Origin of the sequence: Streptomyces sp. NBC_00557 (assembly GCF_036345995.1) — a bacterium.
Lineage (GTDB): Bacteria > Actinomycetota > Actinomycetes > Streptomycetales > Streptomycetaceae > Streptomyces.
In genome coordinates this window covers 6,041,172-6,057,914 of sequence record NZ_CP107796.1, presented here as the reverse complement: position 1 = coordinate 6,057,914, position 16,743 = coordinate 6,041,172, and the positions used below count along the sequence as shown (strand labels likewise).

The following is a 16,743-nucleotide window of genomic DNA, read 5'->3' as shown; positions in this document are numbered from 1 at the left end:
ACCGGGGGAACTTCCGTGCCGAAGCTGCGCCGTATCACGGCCTGGTTCATCGACTTCGCTCTGGTCGCGGCGGCCGCCGCGCTGCTCGCCGTCCTGACCTTCCACAGGATCACCGCGCTCGTCACCGACGTGCCCGAACTGGCCACGAAGGGCGGCCTCGGCCTCGTCACCTCGCGCGGTGACGTCATCGGCGCCGGCGAGCACCTCGGCCTGTCCGTGTGGGACACGATCGTGCTCGACGTGGAGGAGGCCTTCGGCGCGCTCGTCGTCGTCGCCTTCCTCTACCAGTGGACCTGCCTCGCGCTGCTCGGCCGCACCCTCGGCAAGGGCCTGCTCGGCCTGCGCGTCACCCCGCGGCTGTCCCGGCACGCCCTGCGCCGGGCCGCCGTCACCACCGCCGCCGACGTCGCGGTGTACGCGCTGGCCTGTGTGCTGCTGGTCGAGGGCGAGTTCGTGCTGTCGGTGCTGGTCTGGGCGGTCGCCGTGCTGCTGTTCCTGGTCAACGCGCTCACCGTGCTCTTCCCCGGCGGCCGCTCCCTCGCCGACCGGCTCGCCGGCACCTCCGTGGTGGGCGCCCTGCAGCGGACGGAGCCCGGCCCGGTGGGCGGCGCGCCCCGGTGGTGAACGCCCGCGGCGATGTGAAAACGCAACGCCACACACAGGTGAACGTCCGCTGGAATGAGCGAACGCGCGCACGCGCGTAGTCTCGTCCCGGGTGTTCGCCGACAGGGTGAAGGCCCCGGTGCCACCTGCGCCCAGGCATGGACCTAGGGTCGGCTCTCGGGCCCGGTCGACCCACCCCCCTTCGGCCACAGCAACTTCACATCGGAAGCGAGAACTCACCACCGTGACTGCTCTGACTCTCAGCACCGCAGCGGCGCCCGGCCTGCGGGCCGACGCGATCGTGATCGGTGTCGCCAAGGGCGCCCAGGGGCCCGTCGTCGCGCCGGGCGCCGAGGCCGTGGACAAGGCGTACGACGGCAGGCTGGCCGGCGTCCTGGAGACCCTCGGCGCCTCGGGTGCCGAGGGCGAGCTGACGAAACTGCCCGCCCCGGCCGGCTTCAAGGCTCCCCTCGTGGTGGCGGTCGGCCTGGGCGAGGAGCCGGACGCCAAGAGTGACGAGGGCTACGGCTCCGACGCGCTGCGCAAGGCCGCCGGCGTGGCCGCCCGGGCGCTCGCCGGCTCCAGGAAGGCCGCGTTCGCGCTGCCCGTGGACAGCCCCGGCGCGGTCGGCGCGATCGCCGAGGGCGTCCTGCTCGGCGCGTACTCCTTCGACGTCTACAAGGAGAACGCCGGCGGCGGGAAGGCCGGGAACGGCAAGGCGCCGCTGGCCGAGGCGGCGCTGCTCGGCGGCAAGCCGCGCGACGCCTCCCACAAGGGGGCCGTCGCCCGCGCCGTCGCCGTCTCCGAGGAGCTGAACCGCGCCCGCGACCTGATCAACACCCCGCCGAACGACCTGACCCCCGCCGCCTTCGCCGGCATCGCGCAGACCGCGGCCAAGGAGCACGGCATCAAGGTGCAGGTCCTCGACGAGAAGGCCCTGGCCAAGGGCGGCTACGGCGGCATCCTCGGCGTCGGCGGCGGCTCCGCGGCCCCCCCGCGCCTGGTGAAGCTGTCGTACACCCACCCGAAGGCGGCCAAGCACCTCGCCTTCGTCGGCAAGGGCATCACCTACGACTCGGGCGGCATCTCGCTGAAGCCGGCCGGGCACAACGAGACGATGAAGTGCGACATGAGCGGCGCCGCCGCCGTGTTCGCCGCGGTGGTCGCCGCCGCCCGCCTCGGCCTGGAGGTCAACGTCACCGGCTGGCTGGCGCTGGCCGAGAACATGCCGTCCGGCTCCGCCGTGCGCCCGGGTGACGTGCTGCGCATGTACAGCGGCAAGACCGTGGAGGTCCTCAACACCGACGCCGAGGGCCGGCTGGTCCTCGCCGACGCGCTGTGGGCGGCCTCGCAGGAGAACCCGGACGCGATCGTGGACGTCGCGACGCTCACCGGCGCGATGATGCTGGCGCTGGGCAGCCGGACGTTCGGCATCATGGCCAACGACGACGCGTTCCGCACCGCGGTGCACGAGGCGGCGGAGGAGGTCGGCGAGCCGGCCTGGCCGATGCCGCTGCCGGAGCACCTGCGCAAGGGCATGGAGTCCCAGGTCGCCGACATCGCGAACATGGGCGAGCGGATGGGCGGCGGCCTGGTCGCCGGTCTGTTCCTGCGCGAGTTCGTGGGCGAGGGGATCACCTGGGCGCACCTCGACATCGCCGGGCCGGCGTTCAACGAGGGGGGTCCGTTCGGGTACACGCCGAAGGGCGGCACGGGTACGGCCGTGCGGACGCTGGTGCGGCTCGCCGAGCTGACGGCCGCGGGTGACTTGGGCTGAGTCGCCTGAGAGCCCGGTCGCTTCCGTAGCACGGTGTCTGCAGGGGCGTGGGGGTCTTTCGCGCAGTTCCCCGCGCCCCTTGGCCGGCTGCCGCCGACCTGCGTGGCGCGAAGGCCGGATGGGGCGCGCCCGCGCGGCGGAGCCGCATACCGAACACGGTCCCGCGCCCCTTCTCGGTGCCGCTGCCCCGTTCGTTTCACGGGAACGTGGGACGTCTCACACCCCGGCCCGGCGTCTCGATCTCCTCCGACAAGTGCAAAGATGGAGCCCGGCAGGACAGGGCCCCACCGAAGGGCCGAAGCATCAAGCGGCCGGACACCAGCCGCCTGCCGGTCAGTGAAGACCGGCGTACGGCGCACATGCATGGAGGACGTGACGTGGCGAACGACGCCAGCACCGTTTTCGACCTAGTGATCCTCGGCGGTGGTAGCGGTGGTTACGCCGCGGCCCTGCGCGGGGCGCAGCTGGGCCTGGACGTCGCCCTGATCGAGAAGGACAAGGTCGGCGGCACCTGCCTGCACCGGGGTTGCATCCCCACCAAGGCCCTGCTGCACGCGGGCGAGATCGCCGACCAGGCCCGCGAGAGCGAGCAGTTCGGTGTGAAGGCCACCTTCGAGGGCATCGACGTCGCCGCCGTCCACAAGTACAAGGACGGCGTCATCGCCGGCCTGTACAAGGGCCTGCAGGGTCTGATCGCCTCCCGGAAGGTGACGTACATCGAGGGCGAGGGCCGGCTGTCCTCCCCCACCTCCGTCGATGTGAACGGTCAGCGCATCCAGGGCCGCCACGTCCTGCTGGCGACCGGCTCCGTGCCGAAGTCGCTGCCGGGCCTGGAGATCGACGGCAACCGGATCATCTCCTCCGACCACGCCCTCGTCCTGGACCGCGTGCCGAAGTCCGCGATCATCCTGGGCGGCGGCGTCATCGGTGTCGAGTTCGCCTCGGCGTGGAAGTCCTTCGGCGCCGACGTCACCATCATCGAGGGCCTGAAGCACCTCGTCCCGGTCGAGGACGAGAACTCCTCGAAGCTTCTGGAGCGCGCGTTCCGCAAGCGCGGCATCAAGTTCAACCTCGGCACCTTCTTCCAGAAGGCCGAGTACACCCAGGACGGCGTGAAGGTCACCCTGGCGGACGGCAAGGAGTTCGAGGCCGAGGTCCTACTGGTGGCCGTCGGCCGCGGACCGGTCTCGCAGGGCCTGGGCTACGAGGAGCAGGGCGTCGCCATGGACCGCGGCTACGTCCTGGTCGACGAGTACATGCGGACCAACGTCCCGACGATCTCCGCCGTCGGTGACCTCGTCCCGACGCTCCAGCTCGCGCACGTCGGCTTCGCCGAGGGCATCCTGGTGGCGGAGCGTCTGGCCGGTCTGAAGGTCGTTCCGATCGACTACGACGGTGTCCCGCGGGTGACGTACTGCCACCCGGAGGTCGCCTCCGTCGGTATCACCGAGGCCAAGGCCAAGGAGATCTACGGCGCGGACAAGGTCGTCGCTCTCAAGTACAACCTGGCGGGCAACGGAAAGAGCAAGATCCTCAACACCTCGGGCGAGATCAAGCTCGTCCAGGTGAAGGACGGTGCCGTGGTCGGCGTCCACATGGTCGGCGACCGCATGGGCGAGCAGGTCGGCGAGGCCCAGCTGATCTACAACTGGGAGGCGCTGCCGGCCGAGGTGGCCCAGCTCATCCACGCCCACCCGACGCAGAACGAGGCGATGGGCGAGGCGCACCTGGCGCTCGCCGGCAAGCCGCTGCACTCCCACGACTGAGCCTTCGGTCAACGGGCGCGACGACACAGACTTCCGCAATTCGTTAGGAGCAACCGAAACCATGGCGGTTTCCGTAACCCTTCCGGCGCTCGGCGAGAGCGTCACCGAGGGCACTGTCACCCGCTGGCTGAAGGCCGAGGGCGAACGCGTCGAGGCCGACGAGCCGCTGCTCGAGGTCTCCACCGACAAGGTCGACACCGAGATCCCGGCGCCCGCCTCCGGCGTGCTGGCCTCCATCAAGGTCGCCGAGGACGAGACGGTCGAGGTCGGCGCCGAGCTGGCCGTCATCGACGACGGCTCCGGTGCGCCGGCTGCCGCTCCCGCCCCGGCCGCCGCCGAGGCTCCGGCCCCGGCTCCGGCCGCCGAGCCCGCTCCGGCCGCCCCCTCCACGGAGCAGGCCGCTCCCGCCCCGGCGCCGACCGCCGAGGCCACCGCCGGCGCCTCCGGCGCCCAGGGCACGGACGTGGTCCTGCCCGCGCTCGGCGAGTCCGTCACCGAGGGCACCGTCACCCGCTGGCTGAAGTCGGTCGGCGACAGTGTCGAGGCCGACGAGCCGCTGCTCGAGGTCTCCACAGACAAGGTCGACACCGAGATCCCGGCGCCCGCCTCCGGCGTGCTGCTGGAGATCGTGGTGAACGAGGACGAGACCGCCGAGGTCGGCGCCAAGCTCGCCGTCATCGGCGCCCCGGGTGCCGCCCCGGCCGCCGCTCCGGCTCCGGCCGCCCCGGCCCCCGCCGCCGCTGCCCCGGCCCCGGCCGCCCCCGCGGCTCCGGCCGCCCCCGCGGCTCCGGCCGCGCCCGCTCCGGCCCCCGCCGCTCCGGCCGCGCCCGCCGCTGCCGCCCCGGCCCCGGCGCAGCCCGCCGCTCCGGCGCCCGCCCCGGCGGCTCCGGCTCCGGTGACCCCGGCCACCGCGCCGACCTCCCCGACCGCCACCCAGGCGACGGACGAGGGCGCCTACGTGACCCCGCTGGTGCGCAAGCTCGCCGCCGAGAACGGCGTCGACCTGTCCACCGTCAAGGGCACCGGCGTCGGCGGCCGTATCCGCAAGCAGGACGTGCTCGCCGCCGCCGAGGCCGCGAAGGCCGCCGCCGCTGCCCCGGCTCCGGCCGCCGCCGCTCCGGCCGCCAAGAAGGCGCCGGCCCTCGAGGTGTCCCCGCTCCGTGGCCAGACCGTCAAGATGACCCGCATCCGCAAGGTCATCGGTGACAACATGGTCAAGGCGCTGCACGAGCAGGCCCAGCTGTCGTCGGTCGTCGAGGTCGACGTCACCCGCCTGATGAAGCTGCGCGCCAAGGCGAAGGACTCCTTCGCGGCCCGTGAGGGCGTCAAGCTCTCCCCGATGCCGTTCTTCGTCAAGGCGGCGGCCCAGGCGCTGAAGGCCCACCCGGTCATCAACGCCAGGATCAACGAGGCCGAGGGCACGATCACCTACTTCGACACCGAGAACATCGGTATCGCGGTGGACTCCGAGAAGGGCCTGATGACCCCGGTCATCAAGCACGCCGGCGACCTCAACATCGCGGGCATCGCCAAGGCCACGGCGGAGCTGGCCGGCAAGGTCCGCGCCAACAAGATCACCCCGGACGAGCTGTCCGGCGCGACCTTCACCATCTCCAACACCGGTTCGCGCGGCGCGCTGTTCGACACGATCATCGTGCCGCCGGGCCAGGTCGCGATCCTCGGCATCGGTGCCACGGTCAAGCGCCCGGCGGTCATCGAGACCGAGGAGGGCACGGTCATCGGCGTCCGCGACATGACCTACCTGACCCTCTCCTACGACCACCGCCTGGTCGACGGCGCCGACGCGGCCCGCTACCTGACGGCCGTCAAGGCGATCCTGGAGGCGGGCGAGTTCGAGGTCGAGCTGGGCCTGTAGCCGCCGGTCAGTGCAGTACGTCAGTGCCCCCGCCCGGAATCTCCGGGCGGGGGCACTGACGTGAGGGGCGCGGGACCCTATCGGCATGCGGCGCCGCCGCGCGAGCGCGATCAACCCGAGTGACCCGCACCCGCCGGACAAGGGACGGAACCGAGCACATGGGCGCAACCGGTCCACCCCACCGGAGGTGTGCGCCTCGTCTCACCTGCACGAAAGCACCCCCGCGCGCCCTACCCGCGGAGCGAACCGGCCTTATTGTCTAAACGTCAGCGCCCCGACCAAGGAGCCCACAATGACCGCGCCCGTCGTCCACTCGCTGCGCGAACAGATCCGCGAGCACATCGTGGAGGGGATCGTCAGCGGGCGCTGGCAGCCGGGTGAGCGGATCGTGGAGCGGCGGATCGCGACCGAGCTGGAGGTCAGCCAGACCCCGGTGCGCGAGGCCCTGCGGGAGCTGGAGTCGCTGCGGCTGATCGAGTCCGCGCCGAACAAGGGCGTGCGCGTCCGCAATCTGACCGCGGCGGACCTGGAGGAGAGCTACCCGGTCCGGGCCGGCCTGGAGGCGATCGCGGCGGAGCTGGCGGCCGACCGTCTCGCCGAGGACTGCACGGCCCTGGAGCCGCACGTCACGGCCCTGTACGAGGCCGACCGCAAGGCGGACGGCACCGCCCAGGTCCGCCACACCGTCGGCTTCCACCGCGAACTCGTCCGCGCCGCGCGCAACTCGGTGCTGCTGCACACCTGGGAGGGCCTCGGCATCGAGGTCTTCACCGCGCTGTCCATCCGCTGGCTGGGCACGGTCCAGCAGTCGTACGCGGAGGAGCACGAGGAGCTGGTCGCCGCGTTCAAGAGGCGGGACCCACGCATCGCGGAGATCGTGAAGGCCCACGTCCTGGGGTGCGCGCCACGCGCCTGACGCCGGCCGAGCGTTCCCCCGCTCACCTGCGAAAACAAGGCGATTTCGCGTCACCCGGTGTCATTGCCGAAGGCACCCGGTGCCTACTTTCTCGGAATCGAGCCTTTTTGGCCCTCAACCCTTTGATCGATCATCGATCAGGGAGTTACAGTCACCGACGGACTTTACCGAAGTCCAAGCCCTGTCCTGCCAAAGACCAAGGGCACCCCCGAACCCTTACCGATGAGGGAACCCCCTTCGACTGAGGAAGGCGGCGACATGACCGACCCCCACGCCATCCAGCCGAGCGCGCTCGACCAGCTCCCGGACCGCGACCCGGAGGAGACCGCCGAGTGGCAGGCCTCCCTCGACGCCGTCGCCAGGGAGGCCGGGCCGCACCGCGCCGCGTACCTGATGCGCCGCACGCTGGAGCGCGCCGAGGCGGGCGGCATCGCGCTGCCGAAGCTCCTCGAGACCGACTACGTCAACACCATCCCGACCGCCGCCGAGCCGGCCATGCCCGGCGACCCGGAGATGGAGGCCCGGATCACCGCGTGGAACCGCTGGAACGCGGCCGCCATGGTGACCCGCGGCTCGAAGTACGGCGTCGGCGGCCACATCGCCACCTTCGCCTCCGCGGCCTGGCTGTACGAGACCGGCTTCAACCACTTCTTCAAGGGCAAGGAGTCCGAAGACGCCGCCGGCTCCGGCGACCAGCTGTACATCCAGGGCCACGCCTCCCCCGGCATCTACGCCCGCGCCTTCCTCGACGGCCGCCTGACCGAGGCGCACCTGGACAACTTCCGCCAGGAGGCCGGCGGCAACGGCCTGCCGTCGTACCCGCACCCGCGCCGCCTGCCGTGGCTGTGGGAGTTCCCGACGGTGTCGATGGGCCTCGGCCCGCTGTCGGCGATCTACCAGGCGCGCTTCAACCGCTACCTCACCCACCGCGGCATCAAGGACGTCTCCGCCTCCCACGTCTGGGCCTTCCTCGGCGACGGTGAGATGGACGAGCCGGAGTCGACCGCGGCCCTCGCGCTCGCCGCCCGTGAGGAGCTGGACAACCTCACCTTCGTCATCAACTGCAACCTGCAGCGCCTCGACGGCCCGGTCCGCGCCAACTTCAAGATCGTGCAGGAGCTGGAGGCCCAGTTCCGCGGCGCCGGCTGGAACGTCATCAAGACGCTGTGGGGCACCGCCTGGGACGAGCTGTTCGCGCTCGACACCACCGGCGCGCTGGTACGCCGCCTGCGCGAGGTACCGGACGCGCAGATCCAGACGTACCAGACCCGCGACGCCGCCTACATCCGCCAGGACTTCTTCGGCAAGGACCCGGCGCTGGCGGAGATGGCGAAGCTGCTGAGCGACGACAAGATCCTCGAGTGCTTCCACCTCTCGCGCGGCGGCCACGAGGCCCGCAAGGTCTACGCCGCGTACAAGGCCGCCGTCGAGCACAAGGGCGCGCCGACCGTGATCCTGGCCCAGACGGTCAAGGGCCACACCCTCGGCGAGGGCTTCGCGTCGAAGAACGCCAACCACCAGATGAAGAAGCTGACGGTGGACGAGTTCAAGGCGATGCGCGACCTGCTGGAGCTGCCGATCAAGGACAGCGACTTCGTCGACGGCGTGGTCCCCTACGGCCACCCGGGCGCCGACTCCCCCGAGGTCCGCTACCTCCAGGAGCGCCGCGCGGCCCTCGGCGGCCCGGCCCCGGCCCGCCGCACGCACCCGCTGCCGGCGCTGCCCGCACCGGCCGAGAAGGCCTTCGCCGCCTTCGACAAGGGCTCCGGCTCGCAGAACGTGGCCACCACGATGGCCTTCGTCCGCCTGGTCAAGGATCTGGTCCGCGACAAGGAGACCGGTAAGCGCTGGGTGCCGATCGTCCCGGACGAGGCGCGCACCTTCGGCATGGAGTCGCTGTTCCCGTCCCTCGGGATCTACTCCCCCAAGGGCCAGACGTACGAGCCGGTCGACCGCGACCAGCTGATGTACTACAAGGAGGCCAAGAACGGCCAGATCCTCAACGAGGGGATCACCGAGGCCGGTTCGATGGCCGACTTCATCGCCGCTTCGACGTCGTACGCGACGCACGGCGAGGCGATGATCCCGTTCTACATCTTCTACTCGATGTTCGGCTGGCAGCGCACCGCCGACCAGATGTGGCAGCTCGGCGACCAGCTCGGCCGCGGCTTCCTCGTCGGCGCGACGGCCGGCCGTACGACGCTGACGGGCGAGGGCCTGCAGCACGCCGACGGCCACTCCCCGGTCATCGCCGCCACCAACCCGGCCGCGCTGACGTACGACCCCGCGTTCGCCTACGAGATCGCGGTCATCGTCCGTGAGGGTCTGCGCCGGATGTACGGCGAGGCCAAGCCGGGCGAGGACCAGAACGTCTTCTACTACCTGACGGTCTACAACGAGCCGCTGCCGCAGCCCGCCAAGCCGCAGGGTCTCGGCATCGACGAGGGCATCGTCAAGGGCCTGTACCGCTTCAACACGGCGGAGTCCGCGGGGCTCTCCCCGGCCGCGAACGCCCCGCGCATCCAGCTGCTGGGCTCCGGCACGGCGATCCACTGGGCGCTGAAGGCGCAGAAGCTGCTCGCCGAGGAGTGGGGCGTCGCCGCCGACGTGTGGTCCGCGACCTCCTGGACGGAGCTGCGCCGCGACGCGATGGAGGCGGACGCCGCCCTCCTGCGCGGCGAGGAGCGGGTGCCGTACGTCCGCCAGGCGCTGCAGGGCGCCGAGGGCCCGGTGCTGGCCGTGTCCGACTACATGCGCCAGGTGCCGGACCAGATCGCGCAGTGGGTGGAGCAGGACTGGTCCTCGCTCGGCGCCGACGGCTTCGGCCTGTCGGACACCCGGGACGCCGCCCGCCGCCACTTCGGCGTCGACGCCGAGTCGATCGTCGTCGCGGCGCTCGCCCAGCTCGCGCGGCGCGGCGAGGTGAAGGCCACGGCGGTCAAGGAGGCCCGGGAGAAGTACGGGCTGTAAGGACCGGGGTCCACTGAAGGGGTACGGCCGCCGGCCGTACCCCTTCTGTTGTCGGTGGCCCCCGGCATCATGAACGCATGCGTGCCGCGCGGCTCATCAAGATGGTGCTCCTTCTGCAGTCCCGGCCGGCGATGACCGCGGCCGAGCTCGCGCGGGAGCTGGAGGTGTCGGAGCGGACGGTCCAGCGGGACGCCCAGGCGCTGTCGGAGGCGGGCGTGCCGGTGTACGCCGACCGGGGGCGGGCCGGCGGGTACCGGCTGGTCGGCGGGTACCGGACACGGCTGACGGGGCTGGCCAGGAGCGAGGCGGAGGCGCTGTTCCTGAGCGGGGTGCCGGGGGCGCTGCGCGAGATGGGCCTCGAGGACGCCGCGTCCGCGGCCCGGCTGAAGGTGTCGGCGGCGCTGCTGCCGTCGCTGCGGGACGCCCCGGACAGCGCCGCGCAGCGGTTCCATCTGGACGCGCCGGCCTGGTTCCGGGAGCCGGAGACGCCCGCGCTGCTGCCCGTGCTCGCCGAGGCGGTCTGGGACGACCTCCGGGTCACCGCGCGCTACCGGCGCGGCGAGGACGAGGTGGAGCGGGTGCTGGAGCCGTACGGGCTCGTGCTGAAGGCGGGCGTCTGGTACCTGTGCGCGCGGGTGGCCGACGGCGGTTCCGAGCGGGCCTACCGGACCTACCGGATCGACCGGTTCAGCGCCGTGGACACCCGCGAGGAACGTTTCACACGTGATCCGGACTTCGATCTGCCCGGCCACTGGGCGGAGCAGGCCGAGCGGTTCGCCCGGTCGATCCTGCGCGCCGAGGCCGTCGTACGGCTGTCCCCGCGGGGTGTGCGCATGCTGCGCTGGGCCGTCGACCCGGTGGCGGCGCGGGAGGCGCTGAGCGGTCCGGAGGGGCCCGACGGGACCGGCTGGGTGACGGTGACGCTCCCGGTGGAGTCGGAGGAGGTCGCGCACGCGCAGCTGACGGCGCTCGGGGCGGAGGCGGAGGTGCTGGCCCCGCCGGGCCTGCGGGAGCGGTTCGCCGCGGACGCGGCCCGGCTGGCCGCGCTGTACGGCCGTGACGACGCGGCGCCGCCCGCCGCGGACGCCGGATAACGATCCGCCGCACACCGGCGTACTCCGCGTGCGGCCCGCCGGTGGAGGCCCGATGCTGGTGGACGTGATGGACGAGACGGAGTTCTGGGAGCTGATCGACGCCGCCCGCGAGGCCGCCGAGGGCGACCCCGAGGAACAGGCCGACGTGCTCGTGGACCGGCTGCTCCAGCTGGACCCCGACATGATCCTGGACTTCGCCCGTCACTTCGAGGCCCGCTACAACCGCGCCTACCGCTGGGACCTGTGGGGCGCCGCCTGGGTGCTCCTCGACGGGGCCAGCGACGACGCGTTCGACTTCTTCCGCTGCTGGCTGATCGGCCAGGGCCGGGAGGTGTACGAGGGCGCCCTGCACGATCCCGACTCGCTGGCGGAGCTGCTGGACGAGTTCGACGAGGAGGTCGACGGCGACGGCGAGGAGCTGGGCTACGCCGCGGACGAGGCCTACGAGCAGCTGACCGGCACCGTCGCGCCCGACCTGGGCATCGCCCCGGCGCCCGCCGAACCGGAGGGCGCCCCGCTGGACTTCGAGAACGAGCGGGCGCTCGCGGAGCGGTTCCCGCGCCTGTGGGACCGCTTCAGGGAGTAGCGGCATGCGTACGACGGCTGTTCATGATCCCCACCTCCGGTCGGCTGGTGATGGGACCGACCGTAGGGCCCGGGGCTCTGAGCCGGCTGCGCGGCGGCTGGAACCTCCTAGGGGAAGGCTGTGAGCCGCGCGGTGGAGGTACGGCCCTGGAGGCGCGCGGCCTTCTCCCTGAGCTCGGGGAGGCGGGCGGTGAGGGCGGCGCCGGGGCAGCTGGTCATGAACCCGGCGTTGTGGCCGGCCAGGGCGGGCAGGGTGACGGCGGTGCCGGCCTTGTAACGGGCGAGGTTGTTGCTGGAGACCAGGCGGACGCTCGAGCGGGGGTCGACGTCGGCGAGGCCCAGCTTCCAGGCGACCAGGGCGGCGATCGCGTCGGTCATCGCCTTCGGCACGGGGGCGCCGGCGGTGAAGGTGCCGAGGGCGGCGATGCCGGCGGTGCGGTGGTTGAAGCCCTGGGTGTGGGCGCCGGTGACGGGCCGGTCGACGCCCCCGGCGCGGCCCTCGTAGATGGTGCCGCAGCGGTCGACGATGAAGTTGTAGCCGATGTCGTCCCAGTTCCGGGCGCCGGTCTGGCCCGCGTACAGCCGGCGGATGATCTCCGGCGCGTCGGCGCAGTCGTAGGCGCTCGGCGAGTCGGTGTGGTGCAGGAAGACGGCGACCACCTTGTCGTCGTAGCGCGGCGGCGGCTGGATGCGCCCGGCGGCGCCCAGCCAGACGGAGCGGGGCACGATGCGCGGCCGGGGGGCGCGGTGGGCGAAGGGGACGCGGGCGGGCACGGCCCGCTCCGGCACGACCACGGCGGCGCGCTCGACCCCTCGCACACACAGCCCGAGCGTGAGCACGGCCACCAGCCCGGGCAGACACCCGAGCAACACCGCGAGGGCACGAGGTTTCCGGGGGCGGGGGTGGTGCGGTGCCTGGGGTTGCTCGTGTGTGTCTTGGGTCGCGGGGGGCTCTTCTGGGGCGGGGGGCTGCGCCTGCGTGGCCTCAGGCGTCGCCGCGGCTTCCCGGGCCTGCCGGGGCTCGGGCGTCACCGACGCGTCCCGTGCCTGCGGGCTCTCCGGCGTGCTCGGCGTCTCGGCAGGTCGCGGTGTCTCCGGCGTCAGCGGTGTCTGCGAGGTGGCGGAGGTGCTCCGCGTCGCGGTGGGCCGCGGTGTGCGGCGCGTGCTGGGAGGCCTCCGGGTGCCCAGCTGTCCCAGGGGCGGCGCGAGCCTCGGGCACCCCGGGAGGGTGAACCTGCGGCGTCCCAGAAGGTCCGTGAGCCTCCGGGCCGCGGATCTGCGCCGGTGCCCCGCGGCCTGCCGGACCTGGACGCTGCCCGGCGTCCCGGAGGACTCCGGCGGGCCCGGTGTCCCGGCGGCCTCCGAGGCGCCCGGCAGCCGGGCCGGCTCGGGAGTGTCCGATATCCCGGCGGCGTCCGCCGTGTCAGGCGGTTCCGGTGTTCCCGGTGCCGCCGATGTCTGCGGGCGTCCCGGCGCGGCCGACGGCCCCGGTGTCGCCCCTGGCTCCTGCGTTCCCGGTGTTTCCGGCCTCTGCCGGTCTCCGGGCGTCTCCGGTGTTCTTCGGACGGCGTGCATGAAGCCACTCTCCGGCGGCCGGGGCATGCCCGCGATGTGCACTCTGCCACCTGGCGGAACCATCATCCCGGTCCGGGACGTTTCCGGGGGTACACACATACTGGCCGGCTTCACCGTCCGGTGCCGCGCCGGTGTCGTGGTGAGTGATCAAAGGGGCCCGTCCCGTCCGTACTGAGGGGTCCGAGAGAAAGGCGGCTCCGTGGACCTGCTCGACCTGGTGCTCGCGCTGGTGATCGTCGTCTACGCAGCGTCCGGTTACCGGCGCGGGCTGGTGGCCGGCTGTGTCTCGCTGGCCGGTTTCGTCGGCGGCGCCGTCGTCGGCGTGTGGGTGCTGCCCTGGGTGACCGGCCTGGTGGAGCGCGGCACGCCGGAGGCGACGGTGCTCGCGGTGGTGACGGTGCTGGTGCCCGCGGTGGTGGGGCACGAGCTGGCGGGCCGCCTCGCGCTGCGGCTGCGCGGCGAGCTGGACCGGGGCCCGCTGCGGGTGCTGGACGGCCTGGGGGGCGCGGCGGCGAACTCGGTGGCGGTGCTGATCGTGGCCTGGGTGGCGGCGAGCGTGCTGGGCGCGGCACCCTCGCAGACGCTGAACACCGCGATCCGGAACTCGACGCTGCTGGGCGCGGTGCAGGACGCGATGCCGGACACCACGCCCGTCTGGTTCTCGCGGGCCACGTCGGCGCTGACCGAGGCGGGTTTCCCGCAGGTCTTCAATCCGTTCGAGAACGAGTCGACGGCCCGGGTGGCCCGGCCCACCGGGGACAGCGTCACCCCGGCGGCGACGAGCGCGGCCAAGCTGAGCACGGTGAAGGTCGAGGGCGTCTCGGGCAGCGAGGGCCGGGAGGGCAGCGGTTTCGTCTACGCCGCGCAGCATGTGATGACCAACGCGCACGTGGTGGCCGGCATCGACCACCCGGCCGTGCGGGTCGGCGGCGTCGGGCGGTCGTACCCGGCCCGGGTGGTGCTCTTCGACCCCGACCGGGACGTGGCGGTGCTGTACGTGCCGGGGCTGCACGCGCCGGTGCTGCGCTTCGACACCAGTGCGGCGCGCGGCGACTCCGCGGTGGTCGCCGGCTATCCGCAGGACGGCGGCCTGAACCTGCAGGCGGCGACGGTGGCGAGCCGGGTGGAGGCGACCGGGCAGAACATCTACAGCGACGGCACGGTCACCCGGGACATCTACTCGATCCGCTCCACGGTCCGGCCGGGCAACTCCGGCGGCCCGCTGCTGACCACGGACGGCAGGGTGTTCGGGGTGGTGTTCGCCCGCTCCACCTCGGACGCCGAGACGGGGTACGTGCTGACGGCGCAGGAGGTGGCGGGCGACGCCACGCGCGGGGCCAGGGCGACGGCCGCGGTGGACACGGGCCGGCTGGTCAGTTCCTAGGCCCTGGTGCCGCGCGGCAGACACGAAGGGCCGGCGCGCGGCAGACACGAAGGGCCGGACAGGCCCTGGCGCTCACAGGCGCCGGCCCATGAACACGTCGTCGACGTAGGCGCCGTCGAGCAGGAACTCCTCCGGCATCACGCCCTCCACGGCGAACCCCTCGGACTCGTACAGGGCGCGGGCCGGGGCGTTGTGCCCGAGCACGCGCAGGGTGAGGCGGCGCGCACCGCGTCCGCGCGCCTCCTCGACGGCGGCCCGGACCAGCGCGCGCCCGACGCCCCGCCCGCGCGCCTCGGCGGCCACGGCGAGGCCCTGTATCTGCAGGACGTGCGCGTTGGACGCGAGCGGGGTCGGGTGGGCGATGCGGATGTAGCCGACGATCCGCCCGTCGGCTTCGGCGACGACGTAGTCCTCGGGCAGGTGGCGCTCGTCGAAGAACGGCCCCAGCGGCGGGGGCGAGACGGCGTGCAGGGTGGACCAGGCGGCCCGGTCCAGGGCGGCCAGTTGCTCTTCGTCGGCGGCCACGGCGATGCGTATGTACGGCTCCGGCATGACGATCACCCTACGACGGGCGGCCGGAAGGCCTCACGGAGGCGGTCACGGCGGCCCGGTGTACACACGGGAGTTCTCCTGTGACGTCCTGAGATCTCTTGTGACCGTATGCGACCTCCATGCGACCGTGCCCTGCCGATGCGCGACTGTTCGCGACCGATCACGGACCTAACCTCGAGCCGAACTCGGGTATCCCCGGAGCCTGTTGGGGGCATGACGTCTCCACCGGCCGCGCAACCACAGGAGGGGCCTCGTGCTTGAGCCCGCGTACCAGGTGGACGTCGTCATCGTGGGAGCCGGAATCGCCGGACTCTCGGCGGCTCACCGGCTGACCAGCGCAGGAATCTCGACCGCAGTCCTCGAGGCCGCCCCCTACGTCGGCGGCCGCATGTCGACCGAGAAGGTCGACGGCTTCCGGCTCGACCGCATCGGACAGCTGCTGTCCACGTCGTACCCCGAACTCCGTACCTCCCCGGGCCTGGACTCCCTGATCCTGCGCAGTTACGCGCCGGGCGTCCTGCTGCACCGCGACGGACGCACCCAGCGCGCGGGCGCACCGGCGTCCGGCGGAAGCACAAGGGGCGCACTGCATGTGGTGCGCGCTCTGGCGAGCGCCCCCAGGGGCCCGGCGGGCACCCCCGGCCGGACCGGCGCACCGGTGGGCGGCGCGGTCGACCAGGCCCGGCTCGGCGCCGCGCTGGGCCGGATCGCCGCCACCCCGGTCGAGCGCATCCTCGCCCGCCCCGAGCTGCCGGCCGGCCAGGCCCTCGCCCGGCGCGGGCTGCCGTCCCGCACCGTCGACGGCTTCCTGCGCCCCCTGCTCGCCGCGCTGCTGTGCGACCCGGAGCTGACCACCTCCAGCCGGTGCGCCGACCTCGCCCTGCGCTCCTTCGCCGGCGGCCGGCTGTGCGTGCCGGAGGGCGGCGCGGAGATGCTGCCGGAGCAGCTGGCCCGGGCGCTGCCGCCCGGCACCGTGCACACCGGGGTGCGGGTCACCTCGGTGTCCACGACGTCCGTCACCACAGCCGAGCACGGCCGACTGCGCTGCCGTGCGGTGCTGCTGGCGACGGACGCCCGCGCGGCGGCGGAGCTGCTGCCGGGGCTCAGGGTGCCGGACTTCCATCCGGTGACCGTGGTCCACCACACCACCGACGAACCGGCGGCGGCCTTCGCCACCGGCGCCTCGCTGCTGCTGGACGCCGACCGGGGCGGGCCCGTGGCGCACACGGCGGTGCTCAGCAACGTGGACCCGAGCCGGGCGCCGGCGGGGCGGGTGCTGATCTCCTCGACGGTGCTCGGGGCTCCGCCGGAGAGCGTCGACACGGCGGTGCGCATCCATCTGTCCCGTCTCTACGGCACCTCGACGCGCCGCTGGGAGACGCTGGCCGTGCACCACACCCCGGAGGCGGTCCCCGCCATGCGGCCCCCGCACGACCTGCGCCGTCCCGTACGCCTGCTGGCGGGCCTGTACGTCTGCGGCGACCACCGCGACACCAGTACGGTCCAGGGCGCCCTCCACTCCGCCCACCGCGCGGCGGCGGCGATCCTGGCGGACCTGGGCGCGGGCTCGATGCACCGCGCCGACCCGGCGCCCAGTCTGCCCAGGGCGGCGTAGCGCCCGGAGAACACCCGCGCGTCGACGGCG

Annotated in this window: 12 protein-coding genes; 10 read left to right on the top strand and 2 right to left on the bottom strand. The window is 73.1% G+C overall.

Annotated elements, in window-relative coordinates:
* Positions 1–15: 15 nt before the first annotated feature.
* The 8 genes from OG956_RS26545 to OG956_RS26510 all read left to right on the top strand — a co-directional run bounded on the left by OG956_RS26545 (position 16) and on the right by OG956_RS26510 (position 11,588).
* Positions 16–624 carry an RDD family protein gene (locus OG956_RS26545; protein ID WP_330340509.1) on the top strand — a complete coding sequence of 203 codons (609 nt, stop codon included), beginning with the start codon at positions 16–18 and terminating at the stop codon, positions 622–624.
* Positions 625–847: 223 nt separating this feature from the next.
* Entirely contained in the window at positions 848–2,380 is a 1,533-nt protein-coding gene (locus OG956_RS26540; RefSeq protein WP_330340508.1) for a leucyl aminopeptidase, read from the top strand.
* A gap of 377 nt (positions 2,381–2,757) precedes the next feature.
* Positions 2,758–4,146 (top strand): dihydrolipoyl dehydrogenase, encoded by a 1,389-nt coding sequence (gene lpdA / locus OG956_RS26535; protein WP_330340507.1) that lies wholly within the window; start codon positions 2,758–2,760, stop codon positions 4,144–4,146.
* Positions 4,147–4,207: 61 nt separating this feature from the next.
* Complete coding sequence (gene sucB, locus OG956_RS26530; RefSeq protein ID WP_330340506.1) at positions 4,208–6,022, top strand: 2-oxoglutarate dehydrogenase, E2 component, dihydrolipoamide succinyltransferase; 1,815 nt, start codon at positions 4,208–4,210, stop codon at positions 6,020–6,022.
* 292 nt (positions 6,023–6,314) lie between these two features.
* Positions 6,315–6,938, top strand: coding sequence for a GntR family transcriptional regulator (locus tag OG956_RS26525; protein WP_330340505.1), 624 nt, complete (start codon positions 6,315–6,317; stop codon positions 6,936–6,938).
* 258 nt (positions 6,939–7,196) lie between these two features.
* Positions 7,197–9,908 carry a pyruvate dehydrogenase (acetyl-transferring), homodimeric type gene (gene aceE, locus OG956_RS26520; protein WP_330340504.1) on the top strand — a complete coding sequence of 904 codons (2,712 nt, stop codon included), beginning with the start codon at positions 7,197–7,199 and terminating at the stop codon, positions 9,906–9,908.
* A 77-nt stretch (positions 9,909–9,985) separates the two neighbouring features.
* Positions 9,986–11,002 (top strand): helix-turn-helix transcriptional regulator, encoded by a 1,017-nt coding sequence (locus OG956_RS26515; protein ID WP_330340503.1) that lies wholly within the window; start codon positions 9,986–9,988, stop codon positions 11,000–11,002.
* A gap of 67 nt (positions 11,003–11,069) precedes the next feature.
* Positions 11,070–11,588 carry a DUF4240 domain-containing protein gene (locus OG956_RS26510; protein WP_330342954.1) on the top strand — a complete coding sequence of 173 codons (519 nt, stop codon included), beginning with the start codon at positions 11,070–11,072 and terminating at the stop codon, positions 11,586–11,588.
* Between the two features lie 107 nt (positions 11,589–11,695).
* On the opposite strand, the gene OG956_RS26505 is transcribed toward OG956_RS26510, so the two are convergent.
* Positions 11,696–12,460, bottom strand: coding sequence for a peptidoglycan recognition protein family protein (locus OG956_RS26505; protein ID WP_330340502.1), 765 nt, complete (start codon positions 12,458–12,460; stop codon positions 11,696–11,698).
* A 901-nt stretch (positions 12,461–13,361) separates the two neighbouring features.
* On the opposite strand from OG956_RS26505, the gene OG956_RS26500 reads away from it, so the two are divergent.
* Positions 13,362–14,546 (top strand): MarP family serine protease, encoded by a 1,185-nt coding sequence (locus tag OG956_RS26500; protein WP_330340501.1) that lies wholly within the window; start codon positions 13,362–13,364, stop codon positions 14,544–14,546.
* 72 nt (positions 14,547–14,618) lie between these two features.
* On the opposite strand, the gene OG956_RS26495 is transcribed toward OG956_RS26500, so the two are convergent.
* The gene (locus OG956_RS26495) at positions 14,619–15,098 is read right to left on the bottom strand and encodes a GNAT family N-acetyltransferase (protein ID WP_330340500.1); all 480 of its coding nucleotides are present in this window, start codon (positions 15,096–15,098) and stop codon (positions 14,619–14,621) included.
* 253 nt (positions 15,099–15,351) lie between these two features.
* On the opposite strand from OG956_RS26495, the gene OG956_RS26490 reads away from it, so the two are divergent.
* Positions 15,352–16,713, top strand: a complete 1,362-nt coding sequence (locus OG956_RS26490) for an NAD(P)/FAD-dependent oxidoreductase (protein ID WP_330340499.1) — start codon at positions 15,352–15,354, stop codon at positions 16,711–16,713.
* Positions 16,714–16,743: the final 30 nt, after the last annotated feature.

Coding starts and splice junctions, on each gene's coding strand:
- sucB (WP_330340506.1), top strand. CDS start 4,208: ATGGCGGTTTCCGTAACCCTTCCGGCGCTCGGCGAGAGCGTCACCGAG.
- OG956_RS26515 (WP_330340503.1), top strand. CDS start 9,986: ATGCGTGCCGCGCGGCTCATCAAGATGGTGCTCCTTCTGCAGTCCCGG.
- aceE (WP_330340504.1), top strand. CDS start 7,197: ATGACCGACCCCCACGCCATCCAGCCGAGCGCGCTCGACCAGCTCCCG.
- OG956_RS26525 (WP_330340505.1), top strand. CDS start 6,315: ATGACCGCGCCCGTCGTCCACTCGCTGCGCGAACAGATCCGCGAGCAC.
- OG956_RS26510 (WP_330342954.1), top strand. CDS start 11,070: ATGGACGAGACGGAGTTCTGGGAGCTGATCGACGCCGCCCGCGAGGCC.
- OG956_RS26495 (WP_330340500.1), bottom strand. CDS start 15,098: ATGCCGGAGCCGTACATACGCATCGCCGTGGCCGCCGACGAAGAGCAA.